The 18,414-nt window shown below is 57.3% G+C and carries 15 protein-coding genes and 1 pseudogene; 9 read left to right on the top strand and 7 right to left on the bottom strand.

The genetic code is table 11. From position 1 onward, the window contains the following. Nucleotides 1-4: 4 nt before the first annotated feature. Nucleotides 5-1,030 carry a DUF4917 family protein gene (locus tag V6P94_RS21125; protein WP_326427255.1) on the bottom strand — a complete coding sequence of 342 codons (1,026 nt, stop codon included), beginning with the start codon at nt 1,028-1,030 and terminating at the stop codon, nt 5-7. 138 nt (nt 1,031-1,168) lie between these two features. On the opposite strand from V6P94_RS21125, the gene yiaY reads away from it, so the two are divergent. Beyond that, nucleotides 1,169-2,317: an L-threonine dehydrogenase gene (yiaY, locus tag V6P94_RS21120; protein WP_133077372.1), complete on the top strand. Its 1,149-nt coding sequence runs from the start codon at nt 1,169-1,171 to the stop codon at nt 2,315-2,317. Between the two features lie 75 nt (nt 2,318-2,392). Here yiaY and V6P94_RS21115 read toward each other — a convergent pair whose 3' ends face one another. Further along, nucleotides 2,393-3,916, bottom strand: a complete 1,524-nt coding sequence (locus tag V6P94_RS21115; RefSeq protein ID WP_133077373.1) for a fumarate hydratase — start codon at nt 3,914-3,916, stop codon at nt 2,393-2,395. Between the two features lie 333 nt (nt 3,917-4,249). Here V6P94_RS21115 and V6P94_RS21110 point away from each other — a divergent pair, with 333 nt between their 5' ends. Next, entirely contained in the window at nt 4,250-5,188 is a 939-nt protein-coding gene (locus tag V6P94_RS21110) for an iron-sulfur-binding ferredoxin reductase (protein WP_133077374.1), read from the top strand. Nucleotides 5,189-5,256: 68 nt separating this feature from the next. On the opposite strand, the gene pyk is transcribed toward V6P94_RS21110, so the two are convergent. Next, nucleotides 5,257-6,708 carry a pyruvate kinase gene (gene pyk / locus V6P94_RS21105; RefSeq protein ID WP_133077375.1) on the bottom strand — a complete coding sequence of 484 codons (1,452 nt, stop codon included), beginning with the start codon at nt 6,706-6,708 and terminating at the stop codon, nt 5,257-5,259. Between the two features lie 161 nt (nt 6,709-6,869). On the opposite strand from pyk, the gene V6P94_RS21100 reads away from it, so the two are divergent. The 3 genes from V6P94_RS21100 (at nt 6,870) to sbcB (ending at nt 9,309) form a co-directional block, all read left to right on the top strand. Beyond that, complete coding sequence (locus V6P94_RS21100; protein ID WP_133077376.1) at nt 6,870-7,250, top strand: tetratricopeptide repeat protein; 381 nt, start codon at nt 6,870-6,872, stop codon at nt 7,248-7,250. Nucleotides 7,251-7,430: 180 nt separating this feature from the next. Continuing rightward, the gene (locus tag V6P94_RS21095) at nt 7,431-7,790 is read left to right on the top strand and encodes a PilZ domain-containing protein (protein ID WP_133077377.1); all 360 of its coding nucleotides are present in this window, start codon (nt 7,431-7,433) and stop codon (nt 7,788-7,790) included. Nucleotides 7,791-7,857: 67 nt separating this feature from the next. Further along, on the top strand, nt 7,858-9,309 hold the full coding sequence (gene sbcB / locus V6P94_RS21090; RefSeq protein ID WP_133077378.1) for an exodeoxyribonuclease I: 1,452 nt from the start codon (nt 7,858-7,860) through the stop codon (nt 9,307-9,309). A gap of 76 nt (nt 9,310-9,385) precedes the next feature. Here sbcB and mvaT read toward each other — a convergent pair whose 3' ends face one another. Next, entirely contained in the window at nt 9,386-9,763 is a 378-nt protein-coding gene (gene mvaT / locus V6P94_RS21085) for a histone-like nucleoid-structuring protein MvaT (protein WP_133077379.1), read from the bottom strand. Between the two features lie 351 nt (nt 9,764-10,114). On the opposite strand from mvaT, the gene purU reads away from it, so the two are divergent. Continuing rightward, a complete protein-coding gene (gene purU / locus V6P94_RS21080; RefSeq protein ID WP_016782207.1) occupies nt 10,115-10,963 on the top strand; it encodes a formyltetrahydrofolate deformylase in 849 nt (282 codons plus the stop codon). Nucleotides 10,964-11,095: 132 nt separating this feature from the next. Beyond that, on the top strand, nt 11,096-11,356 hold the full coding sequence (locus tag V6P94_RS21075) for a hypothetical protein (RefSeq protein WP_133077380.1): 261 nt from the start codon (nt 11,096-11,098) through the stop codon (nt 11,354-11,356). On the opposite strand, the gene V6P94_RS25125 is transcribed toward V6P94_RS21075, so the two are convergent. Next, complete coding sequence (locus tag V6P94_RS25125; protein ID WP_374105705.1) at nt 11,279-12,043, bottom strand: methyl-accepting chemotaxis protein; 765 nt, start codon at nt 12,041-12,043, stop codon at nt 11,279-11,281. The genes V6P94_RS21075 and V6P94_RS25125 overlap by 78 nt on opposite strands. A gap of 93 nt (nt 12,044-12,136) precedes the next feature. After that, nucleotides 12,137-13,168, bottom strand: a pseudogene (locus V6P94_RS25120) (cache domain-containing protein); the annotation flags it as partial. A 195-nt stretch (nt 13,169-13,363) separates the two neighbouring features. Here V6P94_RS25120 and V6P94_RS21065 point away from each other — a divergent pair. After that, on the top strand, nt 13,364-14,848 hold the full coding sequence (locus V6P94_RS21065; protein ID WP_338648651.1) for a helicase HerA-like domain-containing protein: 1,485 nt from the start codon (nt 13,364-13,366) through the stop codon (nt 14,846-14,848). 15 nt (nt 14,849-14,863) lie between these two features. Here the strand turns inward: V6P94_RS21065 and V6P94_RS21060 are convergent, their stop codons facing one another. Continuing rightward, nucleotides 14,864-15,319 (bottom strand): DUF721 domain-containing protein, encoded by a 456-nt coding sequence (locus V6P94_RS21060; protein ID WP_133077383.1) that lies wholly within the window; start codon nt 15,317-15,319, stop codon nt 14,864-14,866. 308 nt (nt 15,320-15,627) lie between these two features. Between V6P94_RS21060 and secA the strand changes: the two genes are divergently transcribed. Further along, nucleotides 15,628-18,375, top strand: coding sequence for a preprotein translocase subunit SecA (gene secA / locus V6P94_RS21055; RefSeq protein WP_133077384.1), 2,748 nt, complete (start codon nt 15,628-15,630; stop codon nt 18,373-18,375). Nucleotides 18,376-18,414 lie beyond the last annotated feature (39 nt).

Raw genomic sequence — 18,414 nt, 5'->3', positions numbered from 1 at the left:
TGGGTCAAGCCTCTACCGGCACGGAGTGTCGGCTGAGGCCCAGCGGGTGAGTCTTTGAATTGAAGAAGCGAAGTGCCAGTTTCTTTTCGGCAAACAGCGCGGTGTAATGGTTTTTCTGGAAACGGATAAACGCCTCGCTGCGCGGGTAGATGGCGATGCACAGGGTTTTGAGCGGCGCCAGGCGCAAGGCGTCGATCAGGTGTTGGTCCTGCTCGCTCAAGCTATGGCCAAAAATGCACAGCGCGTCTTTATGAGCCATTAGCTGCTCATGGCAAAAAGACAGGTAATCGGACTGGCGAATGGATTTGCGCTTGTCGTCACTGCTGGTTTCGCTGACAAATAACGGTACATCGTCCAGTGCGCTGATCGAGTGGTTAATGGCGAAGTTGCTCAACAAGGTGGGCTCGCTGGCCGTGATTTTCCGGGCCTTGCCTTCCTGATTCCTGACCAGGTGCAACGCTCCGTGCAGGTAGAGCATGCGGGTGGTTTTGCCCTTGGCGGCGCTCGCACTCAATTCAAAGGTCGAACCGGATGCATTGAACAGGTCATTGAACTGCTTGGGTGCCTGCATGACAGCCCAGGGCGCCAGCAGGTCGTAGTTGGAACAATACACGGTGGCATAGCGCGCCAGTTCCTCGTGCCAGCAAGCCAGGGTGTCGGGCTGCATCAGGCGCCAGGGGATGTGGATGTCCTGAGTGCAGTTGATCAGGGCTTCCTTGATGGCGTAATAGCGTTTGCGCGGTGAGGCCGAGTTGATGGCCAGTGCCTTGTTGACCTTGCTCGCGGTCTTGAGGGCGCTCAGTACATGTTCGAAATTGCGGGTGCCAAGGGCTTCGAACACGCTGAGTTCGGTCTGGCTCAGCGGTTTTTCGGCTACGCTCTTGGCTTTATCAAACAGTGAGTCGTAATAGAAGTCATGCCACACGGCCATGCTCGCGCCGTTACCGATCAGCAGACCGCTGCACGGCGTGCTGGTGCGTAACTGGTTCCAGTCTTCTAGTTCGGCATCAAATTCCTGGAAGGGTGTCATCGCAAATATCGTCTCAAGGCGTGGGCGGTAGCGGACTTTATCACGCTCAAGTGTTGAGCCAGATCAACATTGCTGCATTGTGATTGGGCGAAGCTGTAAAGAACCGATTTAGCCAATGACCCGTCAAGAGGACTCGACATGACCAGTACTTTCTTTATTCCCGCCGTCAACATCATGGGTAATGGTTGTCTGGACGAGGCCATGACTGCGATCCGCAACTATGGCTTTCGCAAGGCATTGATTGTGACCGACGCGGGGCTGGCCAAGGCGGGGGTTGCGACCTTGATCGCTGAAAAGCTCGCGCTGCAAGACATTGATTCGGTGATTTTTGACGGTGCCAAACCTAACCCGAGCATTGCCAACGTAGAGGCGGGACTGCTGGTGCTCAAGGCGCAGCACTGCGACTTTATCGTGTCGCTGGGCGGCGGTTCGCCCCATGACTGCGCCAAGGGCATTGCGCTGTGCGCGACCAATGGCGGGCATATCCGTGATTACGAAGGTGTCGATCGCTCGGCCAAGCCGCAAATGCCGCTGGTTTCGATCAACACCACGGCTGGTACGGCCAGTGAAATGACGCGTTTTTGCATCATCACAGACGAAGAGCGCCACGTAAAAATGGCCATTGTCGACCGCAACGTCACGCCGCTGCTGTCGGTCAACGACCCTGAGTTGATGGTCGCGATGCCTAAAGGCCTGACGGCAGCCACGGGCATGGATGCGCTGACCCATGCCATTGAGGCTTATGTGTCGACCGCAGCCAACCCGATTACCGATGCCTGCGCGATCAAGGCAATGGAGCTGATCAGTCAGAACCTGCGCCAGGCGGTGAATGACGGCAAGGACCTGACGGCGCGCGAAAACATGGCTTACGCGCAGTTCATGGCCGGTATGGCCTTTAACAACGCATCCCTGGGCTTTGTGCATGCGATGGCCCACCAGTTGGGCGGGTTCTATGACTTGCCCCATGGTGTGTGCAACGCAGTATTGCTGCCCCATGTGCAAACCTTTAACGCCAGTGTGTGCGCGGCTCGTTTGACCGACGTGGCCCATGCGCTGGGTGCCGATGTGCGCGGCCTGAGCCCGGAAGAGGGCGCCCAGGCGGCCATTGCGGCGATTCGTACGCTGGCCAGGGACGTCGAGATTCCGGCGGGGCTGCGTGATCTGGGGGCCAAGCTGGATGACATCCCGATCCTGGCCACCAATGCCCTGAAAGATGCGTGTGGTTTGACCAATCCGCGCAAGGCAGATCAGGGGCAGATTGAGGAAATCTTCCGTAACGCGTTTTAAGCGGGCTGGTTTGAGGGCATAAAAAAACGGCCGGGTTATTAACCCGGCCGTTTTTATGTCTGGCTTTAAAAGCGCTTATTGCACTTCTACGGCCAGGCTGTCGCTGATTTTTTTCTGCCAGATCGCCGGGCCGGTGATGTGGACCGACTCGCCGTTGCTGTCGACTGCCACGGTGACGGGCATGTCTTTGACGTCGAACTCGTAGATCGCTTCCATACCCAGTTCGGCAAATGCCACCACGCGCGATTTCTTGATCGCCTGGGCTACCAGGTACGCAGCACCGCCGACGGCCATCAGGTACACGGCTTTGTGTTCCTTGATGGCTTCGATGGCGGTAGGGCCGCGCTCGGATTTGCCGATCATGCCCAGCAGGCCGGTTTGATCGAGGATCTGACGGGTGAACTTGTCCATCCGCGTGGCGGTGGTCGGACCGGCAGGGCCAACCACTTCGTCGCGCACCGGATCAACCGGGCCCACGTAGTAGATGAAGCGACCCTTGAGGTCTACCGGCAAGGTTTCACCCTTGTTCAGCATTTCAACCATGCGCTTGTGCGCAGCGTCACGACCGGTCAGCATTTTGCCGTTCAGCAGGACGGTTTCGCCCGGCTTCCAGCTCTGCACGTCTTCCGGGGTCAGGGTGTCGAGGTTGACACGGCGGGCCGACGGGCCTGCTTCCCAAACGATTTCCGGGTAGGCGTCCAGCGGTGGCGCTTCGAGTGCTGCAGGGCCGGAGCCGTCCAGTACGAAGTGGGCGTGACGGGTGGCCGCGCAGTTCGGGATCATGCACACCGGCAGGGACGCTGCGTGGGTCGGGTAGTCCATGATTTTCACGTCAAGAACAGTGGTCAGGCCGCCCAGGCCCTGGGCGCCGATACCCAGTTGGTTGACCTTCTCGAACAGCTCGATGCGCATCTCTTCGATACGGCTGGACGGGCCACGCTTGATCAGGTCGTGAATGTCGATGGACTCCATCAACACTTCCTTGGCCATCACGGCCGCTTTTTCAGCGGTGCCGCCGATGCCGATGCCGAGCATGCCCGGTGGGCACCAGCCCGCGCCCATGGTCGGAACAGTCTTGAGCACCCAGTCAACGATCGAGTCGGACGGGTTGAGCATGGCCATTTTCGACTTGTTCTCGGAACCGCCGCCCTTGGCCGCTACGTCCACTTCCACGGTGTTACCCGGAACGATGGAGTAGTGGATGACCGCAGGGGTGTTGTCCTTGGTGTTGCGACGGGCGCCTGCCGGGTCGGCCAGGATCGAAGCGCGCAGGACGTTTTCCGGCAAGTTATAAGCGCGACGCACGCCTTCGTTGATCATGTCGTCCAGGCCCATGGTGGCGCCGGTCCAGCGTACATCCATGCCTACGCGCACGAAAACGGTGACGATGCCGGTGTCCTGGCAAATCGGGCGGTGGCCAGTGGCACACATGCGCGAGTTGATCAGGATTTGCGCCATCGAGTCACGGGCCGCTGGCGATTCTTCGCGCAGGTAGGCCTCGTGCATCGCCTGGATGAAGTCCACGGGGTGGTAGTAGGAAATGAATTGCAGGGCGTCAGCAACGCTCTGAATCAGGTCGTCTTGCTTGATCACGGTCATGGGTCGCGCTCCTCTATAAGACGGGAACATTCAATTAAGGTGTTTGCGACCTTGGTGTATCGGTCTGTCGAAAACATCTTTGCTAGGCATACCGGGCACGCATGACCGGTACAAAAACGGCGCGGCAGTATAACCCGGTACACTCCTTGATACACCCGCACGGGCAAAACTTGTAGCCGCTGGCGAAGGCTGCGATAAAGATCTATCAATCAACCCATACCCCATGTGGGAGCGGGCTTGCTCGCGATGCAGGCTGCACGGTGAACCTGGTACACCGCGGTGATGCAATCGCGAGCAAGCCCGCTCCCACAGAATTATCCTGCGGAGGCCTGAGTGCCCGAATTACACGTTGCCGACCGGCATTGGTCGGTTGCCGATGGCACCAATCTGCTCGACGCCTTGAATCAGGCCGGTGTGGCTGTGCCCTACAGCTGCCGGGCGGGCAGTTGCCATGCGTGTCTGGTGCGTTGCGTGAGGGGTGAGCCTGTGGATCTCAAGCCCGACGCTTTGGTCCGGGCGCAACGTGAGCAGGGCTGGCGCCTGGCGTGTCAGTGCCAGGTGGTCGAAGATCTGGAGGTTGAAGCGTTTGATCCCGTGCGCGACGGCTTGCCTGCCGAGGTGGCGGCGCTCGACTGGCTGAGCCCGACGGTATTGCGTCTGCGTCTTTTGCCGCAGCGCCCTTTGCGTTATCGCGCAGGCCAGCATGTGGTGCTGTGGACCGCCAGTGGTATCGCTCGTCCTTACTCGCTGGCCAGTCTGCCCGAAGAAGACCGCTTTCTGGAGTTTCACCTCGATTGCGCTCACCCCGGTGAGTTCGCCAGCGCTGCCCGTCATTTCAAGGTCGGGGAGGGTGTGCGGCTGGGTGAGTTGCGCGGTGGCGCGCTGCGTTACGACCCGGACTGGCAGGAGCAGCCGCTCTGGCTACTGGCGTCGGGTACCGGTTTGGGGCCGCTGTATGGCGTGTTGCGCGAGGCGTTGCGTCAGGACCATCAAGGGCCGATTTTGCTGGTGCATGTGGCGCGTGATGAAAGCGAGTATTACCTCAAGGACTCATTGTCCGCCTTGGCGGGCACTTGCCCCAACCTTGTAGTCGAGCACCTGGAGCGTCATCAGTTGCCGGAGTACTTGCTTGAGATGCGCATTGTCTCGCGCCAGACCCACGCGCTGGTCTGTGGGCATCCCGACAGTGTCGATGGGTTTGCCAAGCGTCTGTTTCTGGCCGGACTGCCTCGTAATCAACTGCTGGCGGATGCTTTCTTGACGCGCAGCTAAGTCTGGCAGCCATAAAAAAGCCCCGCCTGATCACTCAGGCGGGGCTTTGGGCTAGAGCCTTGTAGGGCTTAAACCATTTTGTCGCCGACATGCAGAATCTTCATGCCGTTGGTGCCACCGATGGTGTGGTAGCTGTCGCCCTTGGTCAGGATGACCCAGTCGCCATTTTTAACAGCGCCCAGCTTGAGCAGCTCGTCGATGGCAGCCTGGCTGACCTGTTCTGGCGGCAGCGAAGCCGGGTCGAACGGTACGGTGTACACACCACGGAACATCGCGGCGCGGGCCTGGGTTTCACGGTGCGGGGAGAACGCGTAGATCGGCACCGAAGAACGGATGCGCGACATGATCAACGGCGTGTACCCGCTTTCGGTCAGGGCGATGATCGCTTTGACACCCGGGAAGTGGTTGGCGGTGTACATGGCCGCCAGTGCAATGCTTTGATCGCAGCTTTCGAAGGTTTTACCGATGCGGTGGCTGGAGGTCTTGCTGGTCGGATGCTTTTCAGCGCCGACGCAAATACGTGCCATAGCTTGTACGGCTTCCAGTGGATAGGCACCGGCAGCACTTTCGGCCGAGAGCATTACGGCGTCGGTGTAGTCGAGAACAGCGTTGGCAACGTCGGACACTTCGGCGCGAGTTGGCATCGGGTTCTGGATCATCGACTCCATCATCTGGGTCGCTACGATCACCGCTTTATTGTGGCGACGTGCGTGCAGAATGATTTTCTTCTGGATGCCCACCAGCTCTGCATCACCGATTTCAACGCCCAGGTCGCCACGGGCAACCATTACCGCGTCGCTGGCCTTGATCAGGCCGTCGAGGGTTTCGTCGTCAGCCACGGCTTCAGCGCGTTCAATCTTCGCGACCAGCCAGGCAGTACCGCCAGCCTCGTCACGCAGTTGACGGGCGTATTCCATGTCCGCAGCGTCCCGAGGGAAGGATACGGCCAGGTAGTCGACTTCCATTTCGGCAGCCAGCTTGATGTCAGCCTTGTCTTTTTCAGTCAGGGCTGGAGCGGTCAGACCGCCGCCGCGACGGTTGATGCCTTTATGGTCGGACAGCGGGCCGCCGATCAGCACGGAGCAGTGCAGGGCGTCGTCGGTGGCAGTGTCTACACGCATGACGACACGGCCGTCGTCGAGCAGCAGCTCGTCGCCCACGCCGCAGTCTTTAACCAGGTCGGGGTAGTCGATACCGACCACTTGCTGGTTGCCTTCGGTCAACGGATGGCTGGTGGAGAAGGTGAACTTGTCACCGATCTTCAGCTCGATCTTTTTGTTGGCGAATTTGGCGATACGGATTTTCGGGCCTTGCAGGTCACCCAGCAGGGCGACGAAACGACCATGCTTGGCCGCGATCTCACGGACCAGCTTGGCGCGAGCCTTGTGCTCATCGGGAGTGCCGTGGGAGAAGTTCAGACGGGCAACGTCCAGGCCAGCGAGGATCAGCTGCTCCAGCATTTCTGGTGAATTGCTGGCAGGGCCAAGTGTGGCAACAATTTTGGTTCGACGAACAGACATGCAAAGACTCCTGAGTTCAAGCGCTGCCAAAGGCTACTATGGTCTTTAGCTGTAGTCATTGTTCCTCTGCACTACTTTCTGCTTAAGTTGTGGTGCATCGGATCTGTTGCCTGAAGAATTTGACCGTGGGGTCGATACACTGTGGTGAACAGGAGATCCCCATGCGAATTGTGCTCATTTTAGTGTTGGTTGCCAGTGTGGCCGGCTGTACCCGTTGGTCGATGAATCACCATTTGAACAATGCCTACCGTGCTTATGACCGCGGCAACTGCGAAGCGGTGATGCTTGAGTTGTCCGAGGTTGACCGCGACAGTCGCAGTCGTCCGTATATCTGGCCACAAACAGCTATGCTCCGTGGGTTGTGTCTGGAACGTACGAAGTTTTACCTGGATGCGGCCCAGACCTATCAGTACATCATCAATGAATTTCCCAAGAGCGAGTACGCCTATCGGGCCAAGGCGCGGATTGAGACCCTGCGCATTCTCAAATTCATCCCGGGGCCCGGGACAACGGCTCAGGCGCTACCTGCAGTCATTCCATGATGTACGAAATTTAAACTGGTCATTTGGAGTCGGTTGACTAATATTCAACTCGTTTGAGCTTGTCATGTATTTGTGCGTATCCAATAAGGTGTAGTGCCTGGGGGCTGTGCCTCAGGCGGGCAGGGTGTTTCGAGGCGCTAGCGCGGCCATGCTGAATGGCCTTTTAAAGTGATAGTGATCATGGTTATCGAGCGGCTTATCCAGCGGCATCAACTGACGTTTTTCCTAAAAGTGTTCAATAGGTTCACGGACAAGCCCATTGGTTTTTTGGGTAATGTGTCCGAGGGTGGCCTGATGCTGATCAGTCAGCTACCGATGCTGGTGGACGCCAACTTCGAGTTTCGGCTCAAGCTTCCCGATACCGAAGGATACCCGCAGTTTATTGATCTGACGGCGCGTTGCATGTGGTGTCATGAGGATGTAACGCCTCATTATTACGACTCCGGCTTTGTCCTGTATCAGCCGCCTGCCGAATACGCGGCATTGATTACATCCCTGCAGCGCTACTTCAGTTTTCAGCCCTTGCAGGCCTCTGCCTAGCTCCAAGGCTGGTCTTGCCCGGGTTTGAGCGCCTAGACTGTTGAGGTCTACTGCTCAGGAACACCCCGTGACCTCTATTTTTTGGTACGACTACGAAACGACCGGCATTAATCCGCGCTGCGATCGAGCCGTGCAAGTGGCCGGTATCCGCACCGACCTGGAACTCAACGAGATTGATCAGCCGGTCAATCTCTACTGCCAGCCCAGCGACGACATTCTTCCTCATCCGATGGCCTGCCTGATCACGGGCATCACCCCTAGCCGCCTTGAAGACAAAGGCTTGGGCGAGGCGGAGTTCATGACCCGCACGCATGCCCAGCTGGCGCAACCCGGTACCTGTGGCGCGGGCTACAACTCGCTGCGCTTTGATGACGAGGTAACGCGCTACAGTCTGTATCGAAACTTTTTCGATCCTTATGCCCGTGAATGGCAGGGCGGCAACAGTCGCTGGGACTTGATCGATGTCGTGCGTACAGCCTACGCCCTGCGCCCTGAAGGGATCGTCTGGCCTCAGGAAGACGGGCGGGTGACGCTCAAGCTGGAGCGTTTGACGGCCGCCAACGGGATTGATCATGGTCAGGCCCACGATGCGTTGTCCGATGTGAGGGCAACCATCGCACTGGCCCGGCTGATCCGTGACAAACAACCCAAGTTATATGACTGGTTATTCCAGTTGCGCAGTAAGCAGCGCGTGCTTGATCAAGTTCGTCTGTTGCAACCGATGGTGCATATTTCGGGACGCTTTTCTGCGGCCAGACATTATGTGGGCGTGGTATTGCCGCTGGCCTGGCATCCGAAGAATCGCAATGCGCTGATTGTGTGCGATCTGCACTTTGATCCTCAGCCATTACTGGACATGGATGCCGACACTTTGCGCACAATGCTTTACACCCGTCGTGAAGATTTGCCCGAAGGTCAATTGCCGGTTCCGCTAAAGCTGATTCAGATTAATCGTTGTCCGGTGGTGGCGCCCTTGAATGTAGTGCGTGCACAGGATCAAGAGCGCTTGCAATTGGATATGCCGCTCTATCAAGCACGAGCCGCTCGCCTGAGCGAGGCACAGGAAGTTTGGAAGGATAAGTTGTCGGCCATTTATACCCGCGAAGACTTTGCCCCCAGTGAAGATCCGGAGCAGCAATTGTATGACGGCTTTTTCGGTGATCGCGATCGTCGCTTGTGTGAGCAAGTCAGACTCAGTGACCCGGAGCAGTTGGCCAACGATACATGGGCTTTTGATGATGAACGGTTACCCGAATTATTATTCCGCTACCGGGCCCGAAACTTTCCTCATACCTTGAGTGCTGAAGAAGTTGAACGCTGGCATCTGTTCTGCCAACAACGTTTGACTGATCCTGCCATGGGAGCCCCCATGACCCTGGATAACTTCATGCAGGCAGCGGACGAGCTGTCCCGCAGCGCCACGGCGGCCCAGCTAAAGCTGCTGGGCGAATGGCAGCGTTATGCACGGGAGTTGAGCCGTCGCGTTGGGCTGGATGCGTGCACGGAGAGTACGGATTAAAAAACAGGCAATAAAAAACGCCAGCAAGCTGGCGTTTTTTATTAGCGGCGCAAAAAGTGTGCGCGCGGGGTGTCACTTAGTCGAGCAAAGTAGCCCAACCTTCAACCTCGTCGCTGCCCCACTTGGCTTTCCACTCTTTCAGAGTTTTGTGGTTGCCGCCTTTGGTTTCAATCACTTCACCGTTGTGCGGGTTTTTGTATTGTTTAACCTTGCGGGCACGTTTGGTGCCGGTGGTTTTAACAACACCGCGTGGTGCTTTGCTTACTTTGGACTCTGGGTCCAGAAGCGCGATGATATCGCGTAGCGATTTCTGGTATTCGCCCATCAGCGTGCGCAGTTTGCCTTCAAATTCCAGCTCGGTTTGAAGTTTGTCGTCTTCGGACAGGTTCTTCAGGCGAGCTTGCAGTTCTTTGATAGCTTCTTCTGTTGCACGGTATTCGTTGATCAAGGACATGAGGATAACCTTATGTTGAAAAGGGGTAACAGGGAGACAGTGGCGCAATAGTAGTCAGACAGTAACTGCAAGTAAACCTGTAACAGGTGATTAATTTAAAATTTTATTCATTAACTTCACCGTCTCTATATGCGCGCTCATTAAATAATGAGCGGTACAGCAGCCTTAATAACGGTGATTAATAAGGCCTGCCAGTTACACGCCAATTACAGTGCAGGCCACGTCGGTGCTGGCGTGTGGAACAGGCAGCGCGACGCCGTGGCGCAGGCAGCAGGGCGTAACGAATACTGTAGTTTTGCCGCGCACTCGCTAGAATGGCGGCCTTAGTAAAGTTTTTGGAGTTTTTCCCTCATGCGCACTTTTCGGTTGGTGATTGCGTGCCCCGACGGCGTCGGCATTGTCGCCAAGGTCAGCAATTTCCTTGCCTCCCACAATGGCTGGATCACTGAAGCGAGCCATCACTCGGACGACCAGAGCGGTTGGTTCTTTATGCGTCACGAGATTCGTGCCGATTCCCTGCCTTTCGGTCTCGAGGCATTTCGTGAGGCATTTGCCCCGATCGCCGAAGAGTTCTCGATGGAGTGGCGTATTACCGATACGGCGCAGAAAAAACGCGTGGTGTTGATGGCGAGCCGCGAATCCCACTGTTTGGCAGATCTGCTGCACCGCTGGCATAGCGATGAACTGGACTGCGATATTTCGTGCGTGATTTCCAACCACGATGACTTGCGCAGCATGGTCGAGTGGCATGGCATCCCGTTCTATCACGTCCCGGTTGACCCGAAGAACAAAGAGCCGGCATTTGCCGAGGTCTCGCGTCTGGTCAAGCATCATGATGCTGAAGTGGTGGTGCTGGCGCGCTACATGCAAATCCTGCCACCTGATCTGTGCCGTGAATATGCAGGCCAGGTCATCAACATTCACCACAGCTTCCTGCCATCGTTTGTAGGCGCCAAGCCTTATCACCAGGCATCAATGCGTGGCGTGAAACTGATCGGCGCAACGTGCCATTACGTGACTGAAGAACTGGACGCCGGCCCCATCATCGAGCAGGACGTGGTGCGCGTCAGCCACAGCGACAGTATTGAAGACATGGTTCGTTTCGGTCGTGACGTCGAGAAGATGGTGCTGGCCCGTGGCCTGCGTTATCACCTTGAAGACCGCGTGCTGGTTCATGGCAACAAGACGGTTGTGTTCTAAGCATTCACTGCACAACACGTGCGGGAGCGGGCTTGCTCGCGATGGTATCGCCTCGGTGTTTCATATGGGCCGGGTTGCCTGTATTGCAGGCAGCCAGCTCCCAAAGGTTTGCAGCAGTGCAGGGGAGGTGACATGAGTGATCCACTCGACAACGCTACATCCCGTGCACCCGCCACTGTGGGTGAAGGCTGTTTGAGTCGTTATGATCCGGATGCGCTGAGCCCGGAGGACGGCACCGATTTTGCCGATGCCGCCAGGCTTTGGGAGCAGTTGCAGCAAGCTTCAAGCGACAGGCTTGAAGCGGCTGACTGTCACTCAGATGCGGAAACTACCCACCAGTTGCTTCAAGCGGGCAGCCTGCTGTTCAAGGTCGGAACAGGCCCGAAGCGTTGACTGAAGGTTTTCAACCCCTTCCTGGTTGAGCGTATTGATTTCGGTAATGTCCATGTTGATCGACTCGACCACCGAGGTTTGCTCTTCGGTTGCCGTGGCGACGGACTGGTTCATCCCGTCGATCTCGCCAATGCGTTCGGTCACGCTGATCAGGCGCTCGCCTGCGCGGTTGGCGATTTCTACGCTGTCCTGGCTGTGACGCTGACTTTCTTCCATGGTGCTCACTGAACCGCGGGCGCTGACCTGCAACTCCTCGATCATCTTTTGTACTTGCTGCGCCGACTCCTGAGTACGGTGTGCCAGGTTGCGAACTTCATCGGCCACCACGGCAAAACCGCGCCCGGCCTCGCCAGCACGAGCCGCTTCAATGGCAGCGTTAAGCGCCAGCAGGTTGGTTTGCTGAGAAATGCTGGTGATCACTTCAAGGATCTGTCCGATGTTCACGGTCTTGTCGTTCAACGACTCGATATGACCGCTGGATGTGCCGAGCATTTGCGACAGTTTCTGCATCGAGTTGATGCTGCGTTCCACCACTTGCTGGCCTTCTTCGGCCAGGCCGCGTGCATCGCTGGCCTGGTGTGATGCCTGGGCCGCATTGCGCGCGATCTCTTGCGCGGCGGCACCCAATTCGTTGATCGCAGCTGCAACGCTGTTGGTGCGACTTGCTTGCTCGTCCGAGTTGAGCATCGATGAGTTGGATGCGCTGACGACTCGCAGGGCCACTTCGTTGACCTGTTCAGTCGCCGAGGCCACTTCGCTGATCGACGAGTGAATGCGTTCGACAAAACGGTTGAACGCACTGCCCAGCATGCCGAACTCATCCTGGGACTCAACCACCAGGCGGCGCGTCAGGTCGCCTTCACCTTCGGCAATGTTCTGCATGGCACGGGTCATGACGTGCAGTGGCTGCATCAGCAGGCGGATCAGCAGGCCGAGGAGGGCAATGATCGAAACCACTGCAATCACGGTGGCAATGATGGCCGACGTGCGGAACTCGCTGAGCGCTGCGAACGCTTGTTCCTTGTCAACTGACAGGCCGATGTACCAGTTGACCGAACCCAGGCCTTTGACCGGCGCAAAGGTCACGATACGGGTTTTGCCGTCGACCTGGATCTCGCTGAACCCGGCGTTGATCGAAGGCGTGTCCTGGGGATAGACATCCTTCAGGTTTTTCGTCACCAGGGTTTTGTCCGGGTGGACCAGGATCTTGCCGTCGGCACTGATCAGAAAGGCGTAGCCCATGCCATTGAAGTTCAGGGCATTGATGCTGTCGGTAATGGTTTGCAGCGTCAGGTCGGCGCCGACGACGCCCAGGGTTTGCCCGGATTCTCTAACCGGGGCACCGATGGAAATAACCATCTGGCCGGTGGCTGCATCTATATAGGGTTCAGTCAGGCTTGAGGAGGCGCTGTTCAGCGCATCCTTGTACCAGGGGCGGGTACGCGGGTCGTAGCCGTCAGGCATTTTGCTGTCAGGGCGAATGGTAAAGCCGCCCTGGCTGTCACCAAAATAAACGGCCATAAACGTACTGCTCAGGGTTTTTTGCTCCAGCAGGTTCGCCACCTGGGCGGGCTCTGGAGTGAGGGCGATGGATTCGGCGAGGTTTTGCGCCAGCAGAATCCGGCCTCCCAGCCATGTCTGTATATTGTTGGCCGTGACGCTGCCCATTTCGTGCAGGTAGCTGTCCAGGTTGTGGCGGATGGCATTGCGTTGCAAGTAGTCGTTGTACAGCGTAAATAGCGAAAAGGCGGCTATTACGATCAGGGACGCGGCAAGCAGGATTTTATGGCTGAAACGCAGGTTTTTATTCATGGCTTGAAGGGTCCGCTAAGGTCTAAAAGTGTGAGGCATACACTCTGGTAAAACGCGCGTGCTACACATCACCGCCTTAACCGGGCAGGTTGAGTGTTCATCAAGGCGCTTTACGACGCTAAATCCGGTTTTTTCTGGTCTAGCATTCAAGGTGTATCGACCCGCGATCGCGAAAGATTAATCAAAGGTGGCAAAATGCCTGACTCTTCTGCTCTAGTACTTGGTGCCGACCTTTCGGGTCAGCCCATCGCTCAGTCCTTGCGCCTTGCCAACCGGCACGGGCTGGTGGCGGGTGCCACGGGGACGGGTAAAACCGTGACTCTCCAACGTTTGGCCGAACAGTTCAGCGATGCCGGAGTTGCAGTCTTTGCCGCTGACATCAAGGGCGATCTGTGCGGTTTGGGCGCGGCTGGCAACCCCCAGGGGAAAATCGCGGAGCGGATTGCGGGAATGCCGTGGCTCAATTACCAGCCCAAGGCGTATCCGGTGACCTTGTGGGATATCCAGGGCAAGACCGGTCATCCGTTGCGTACAACCTTGAGTGAAATGGGACCGTTGCTGTTAGGCAGCCTGCTGGAGCTGACCGATAGCCAGCAGTCGGCGCTCTATGCAGCCTTCAAGGTGGCGGATCGTGAAGGGTTGTTGTTGCTCGACCTCAAAGACCTGAAGGCGCTCCTCAATCATCTGCGTGATAACCCTCAAATATTGGGCGATGACGCCGCCCTGATGACCACCGGCTCAAGTCAGGCCCTGTTGCGGCGTCTGGCAACCCTCGAACAGCAGGGTGCTGAAGCCCTGTTCGGGGAGCCGGCACTGCAACTCGAAGATATTTTGCAGCCTGCCAGTGACGGTCGCGGGCAGATTCATCTGCTTGATGCCAGTCGCTTGGTTCATGAAGCGCCAAAGGTGTACGCAACCTTTCTGCTGTGGCTGTTGGCGGAGCTTTTCGAGCAACTGCCCGAGCGCGGCGACGCGGACAAACCCCTGCTGGCGCTGTTTTTTGACGAGGCGCACCTGCTGTTTGCCGGGACGCCAAAAGCGTTGCAGGATCGCTTGGAACAAGTCGTACGCCTGATCCGTTCCAAAGGTGTCGGGGTGTATTTTGTCACTCAATCGCCTGCGGACTTGCCGGATACGGTGCTCGCGCAGTTGGGGCTGCGTATCCAGCATGGCCTGCGGGCCTTTACGGCCAAGGAGCAGAAGTCCCTGAAGGCCGTGGCTGACGGATTTCGTCCGAATCCGGCGTTTAATGCGTTGGCGGTACTGACAGAGCTGGGTACAGGGGAGGCGCTGGTGGGCATGCTTGAAGAAAAAGGCACGCCAGCCATGGTCCAGCGCGTACTGATTGCGCCACCGCAATCGCGTATTGGTCCGTTGACTGAAGCCGAGCGCGAGGCCTTGATTCGCGGTTCTGCGCTGCTGGGGCGATACGACAAGCCTGTGGATCGGGAGTCGGCGTACGAGATTCTCATGGCCCGCAAGGGCGTGGCGCCGCAAGACCAGACGCAGACACAGGCTGCGCCGCACGAGCCGGGGTTTCTGGATCAGGCGGGAGACTTTCTGGGCTCGACCGCAGGCAAGGCGCTGCAGTCGATGGCGCGCCAGGCGGCCAGCCAGATGGGGCGCCAGTTGGTTCGGGGGCTGCTGGGGTCGTTGTTGGGCAGCAGCAAGCGCAAGTGAAACGGTGGGAGCGGGTCAGGGTTTAGGTCGTGCGTGACTCGCCAGGCGCTCAAGGGCGGCGCGCAAGGCCGGGTCGGTAATGCCGTCGGCCGTTGCCTGGATGGTCTGGGCGGCATCCTCGGATAAATCCAGCGTATGCCCCGCAACCTTGGCCTGCACTGTGGGCGGCTGCACTTTGAAGAGAATCCGGGTCAGGCTGGCGAACTCGTCAAATGCCTGCAGTTGGCGCAGCAGGCGTTTTTGCTGATAGCGCAGGCGAGTGGCCCAGTGGCCGTCAGTCACGATTAGCAACAGGTTGCCTTCACGCCACGAAGCGACGTGGCAATGCTCGCGTGCGGCTGGCTGGAGCTGGCTTTCAAGCAAGCGCTGCAGGTGCGCCAGACGCTTTGCATGACCAAAAATGGCTTTTAGGGGCTTGGCCTCGCGGAGCAGAACGGAGGGTGCCCGTGCTGGATGTGGGCGAAATGCCATGTTCAAACACCTGAGAAAGCAGAGCCGCAATCTTAGCAGAAACCGCCGGTTTCACTCGCTCAGATCAAGGGTCATGAACATTTATTCATGAAATCAATGAGTAACTTCTTGTTCTTATGCCTTGAAGTTCAGCAAAAAGCCCTTATTTTATGTAAGCCCCTTCACAACGCTGTACCAGTATCGTGGAATAACGCCACTTTCCTCACCGCCGTTTCCGGGTAGAATGCTCGTTCGCATGCGGCCATCAGGGCTGCTCGGGCGACTCTCGGGGCCGCCCTCCATCCCTATGTGTGGAAGATCCTGCCGATATGTTTGCGCCTTTGTTAAAGAAACTTTTTGGAAGCAAGAACGAGCGCGAAGTTAAACGCATGCTCAAGACAGTACAGGTCGTCAATTCCTTCGAAGAGCAGATGGTTGCCCTGACCGATGAGCAATTGCGCGCCAAGACCCAAGAGTTCAAGGCCCGCATAGCCAAAGGTGAGACCCTCGACCAACTGTTGCCGGAAGCTTTCGCGGTATGCCGTGAGGCAGGCAAGCGTGTCATGGGCATGCGCCACTTCGACGTTCAGTTGATCGGCGGCATGACCTTGCACGAAGGCAAGATCGCTGAAATGCGTACTGGTGAAGGCAAGACCTTGGTCGCGACCCTTGGGGTTTACCTCAACGCGCTGTCGGGTAAAGGCGTTCACGTCATCACCGTGAACGACTATCTGGCTCGCCGCGATGCCAACTGGATGCGTCCTCTTTACGAATTCCTGGGCCTGACAGTCGGTGTTGTAACGCCGTTCCAGCCGCCTCAAGAGAAGCGTGAAGCCTACGCCGCCGACATCACGTACGGTACCAACAACGAGTTTGGCTTCGATTACCTGCGCGACAACATGGCTTTCAGCATGGAAGAAAAATTCCAGCGCGAGCTTAATTTCGCCGTGATCGACGAAGTCGACTCCATCCTGATCGATGAAGCCCGTACTCCGCTGATCATCTCCGGTCAGGCCGAAGACAGTTCCAAGCTGTACACCGAAATCAACAAACTGATCCCGCGCCTTGAGATGCACGTCGAGGAAGTCGAAGGTGAAGTTACCAAGGCAGGTCATTTCACCATTGATGAAAAGACTCGCCAGGTAGAACTGAACGAAGCCGGTCACCAGTTTGTTGAAGACATGCTGACCCAGATCGGCTTGCTCGCAGAAGGCGAGAGCCTGTATTCGGCACACAACCTGGGCCTGTTGACCCATGTGTACGCCGCGCTGCGTGCTCACAAGCTGTTCAATCGCAACATTGAATACATCGTTGAAGACGGTCAGGTATTGCTGGTCGACGAACACACTGGCCGTACCATGCCGGGTCGTCGTTTGTCCGAAGGCCTGCACCAGGCTATCGAAGCGAAGGAAGGCCTGAATATTCAGGCAGAGAGCCAGACCCTGGCTACGACGACCTTCCAGAACTACTTCCGTCTGTACAACAAGCTGTCGGGCATGACCGGTACTGCGGACACCGAAGCGTTTGAATTCCACCAGATCTATGGTCTGTCGGTGATGGTTATCCCGCCGAACAAGCCACTGGCGCGCAAGGACTTCAACGACCTGGTGTTCCTCACCGCCGATGAGAAGTACGCGGCGATTGTGGCTGACATCAAGGACTGCATGGCCAAAGGCCGTCCAGTGCTGGTGGGTACAGCGACCATCGAAACCTCCGAGCACATGTCCAACCTTCTGAATAAGGAAGGTATTGAGCACAAGGTTCTGAACGCCAAGTTCCACGAAAAAGAAGCCGAGATCATTGCCCAGGCCGGTCGTCCGGGTGCGCTGACCATCGCTACCAACATGGCGGGTCGTGGTACTGACATCCTGTTGGGCGGCAACTGGGAAGTGGAAGTCGCCTCCCTGGAAGATCCGACGCCTGAGCAGATCGCACAGATCAAGGCCGATTGGCAAAAGCGTCACCAGCAAGTGCTGGAGTCGGGTGGCCTGCATGTGATCGCTTCCGAGCGTCACGAATCGCGCCGTATCGACAACCAGTTGCGTGGTCGCGCCGGTCGTCAGGGTGACGCAGGTTCCAGTCGTTTCTACCTGTCGCTTGAAGACAGCCTGATGCGCATCTTTGCCTCTGATCGGGTGAAGAACTTCATGAAAGCCCTGGGCATGCAGTCTGGCGAAGCGATTGAGCACCGCATGGTGACCAACGCGATCGAAAAGGCGCAGCGCAAGGTTGAAGGTCGCAACTTCGACATTCGTAAGCAATTGCTGGAGTTCGATGACGTCAACAACGAACAGCGTAAAGTGATTTATCACATGCGTAACACGTTGCTGGCAGCCGACAACATCGGTGAAACCATCGCAGACTTCCGCAAGGACGTCCTCGACAGCACCATCAGCGCTCACATTCCGCCGCAATCGTTGCCGGAGCAGTGGGACGTCAAAGGCCTGGAAGCTGCCATCGAAAGCGGCTTTGGCGTGAAATTGCCGATCCAGCAATGGCTCGACGAAGATGATCACCTGTACGAAGAAACCCTGCGCGAGAAGCTGCTGAACGAGCTGATTGCTGCCTACAGCGAAAAAGAAGATCAGGCCGGTGCTGAAGCGCTGCGCACGTTCGAGAAACAAATTGTTCTGCGCGTACTGGATGACCTGTGGAAAGACCATCTTTCGACCATGGATCACCTGCGTCACGGTATCCACTTGCGCGGTTATGCACAGAAGAACCCGAAGCAGGAGTACAAGCGGGAGTCGTTCAACCTGTTCTCCGAGCTGCTTGATTCGATCAAGCGCGATTCGATTCGTGTTTTGTCACATGTACAGGTTCGTCGCGAAGACCCTGAAGCCGAAGAAGCACGCCTGCGTCAGGAAGCTGAAGACCTGGCTTCGCGTTTGCAGTTCCAGCATGCCGAAGCGCCGGGCCTTGATCAGCCAGACGCATTGGCCAAGGTGCTGGAAGGCGCCGATGTGGCTGACGTGGTTGCCGAGCCTGCTCGTAACGAGCCAAAGCTGGGTCGCAACGAACTCTGCTACTGCGGCTCGGGCAAGAAATACAAGCACTGTCACGGGCAAATCAACTAAAGCCCGCTTCAACTGCTGAAACACCTGCGCCGCGACCGG

The organism is Pseudomonas sp. ML2-2023-3 (genome assembly GCF_037055275.1).
In the GTDB taxonomy this organism is placed as follows: domain Bacteria; phylum Pseudomonadota; class Gammaproteobacteria; order Pseudomonadales; family Pseudomonadaceae; genus Aquipseudomonas.
This window is presented reverse-complemented; position numbering and strand designations above follow the sequence as displayed.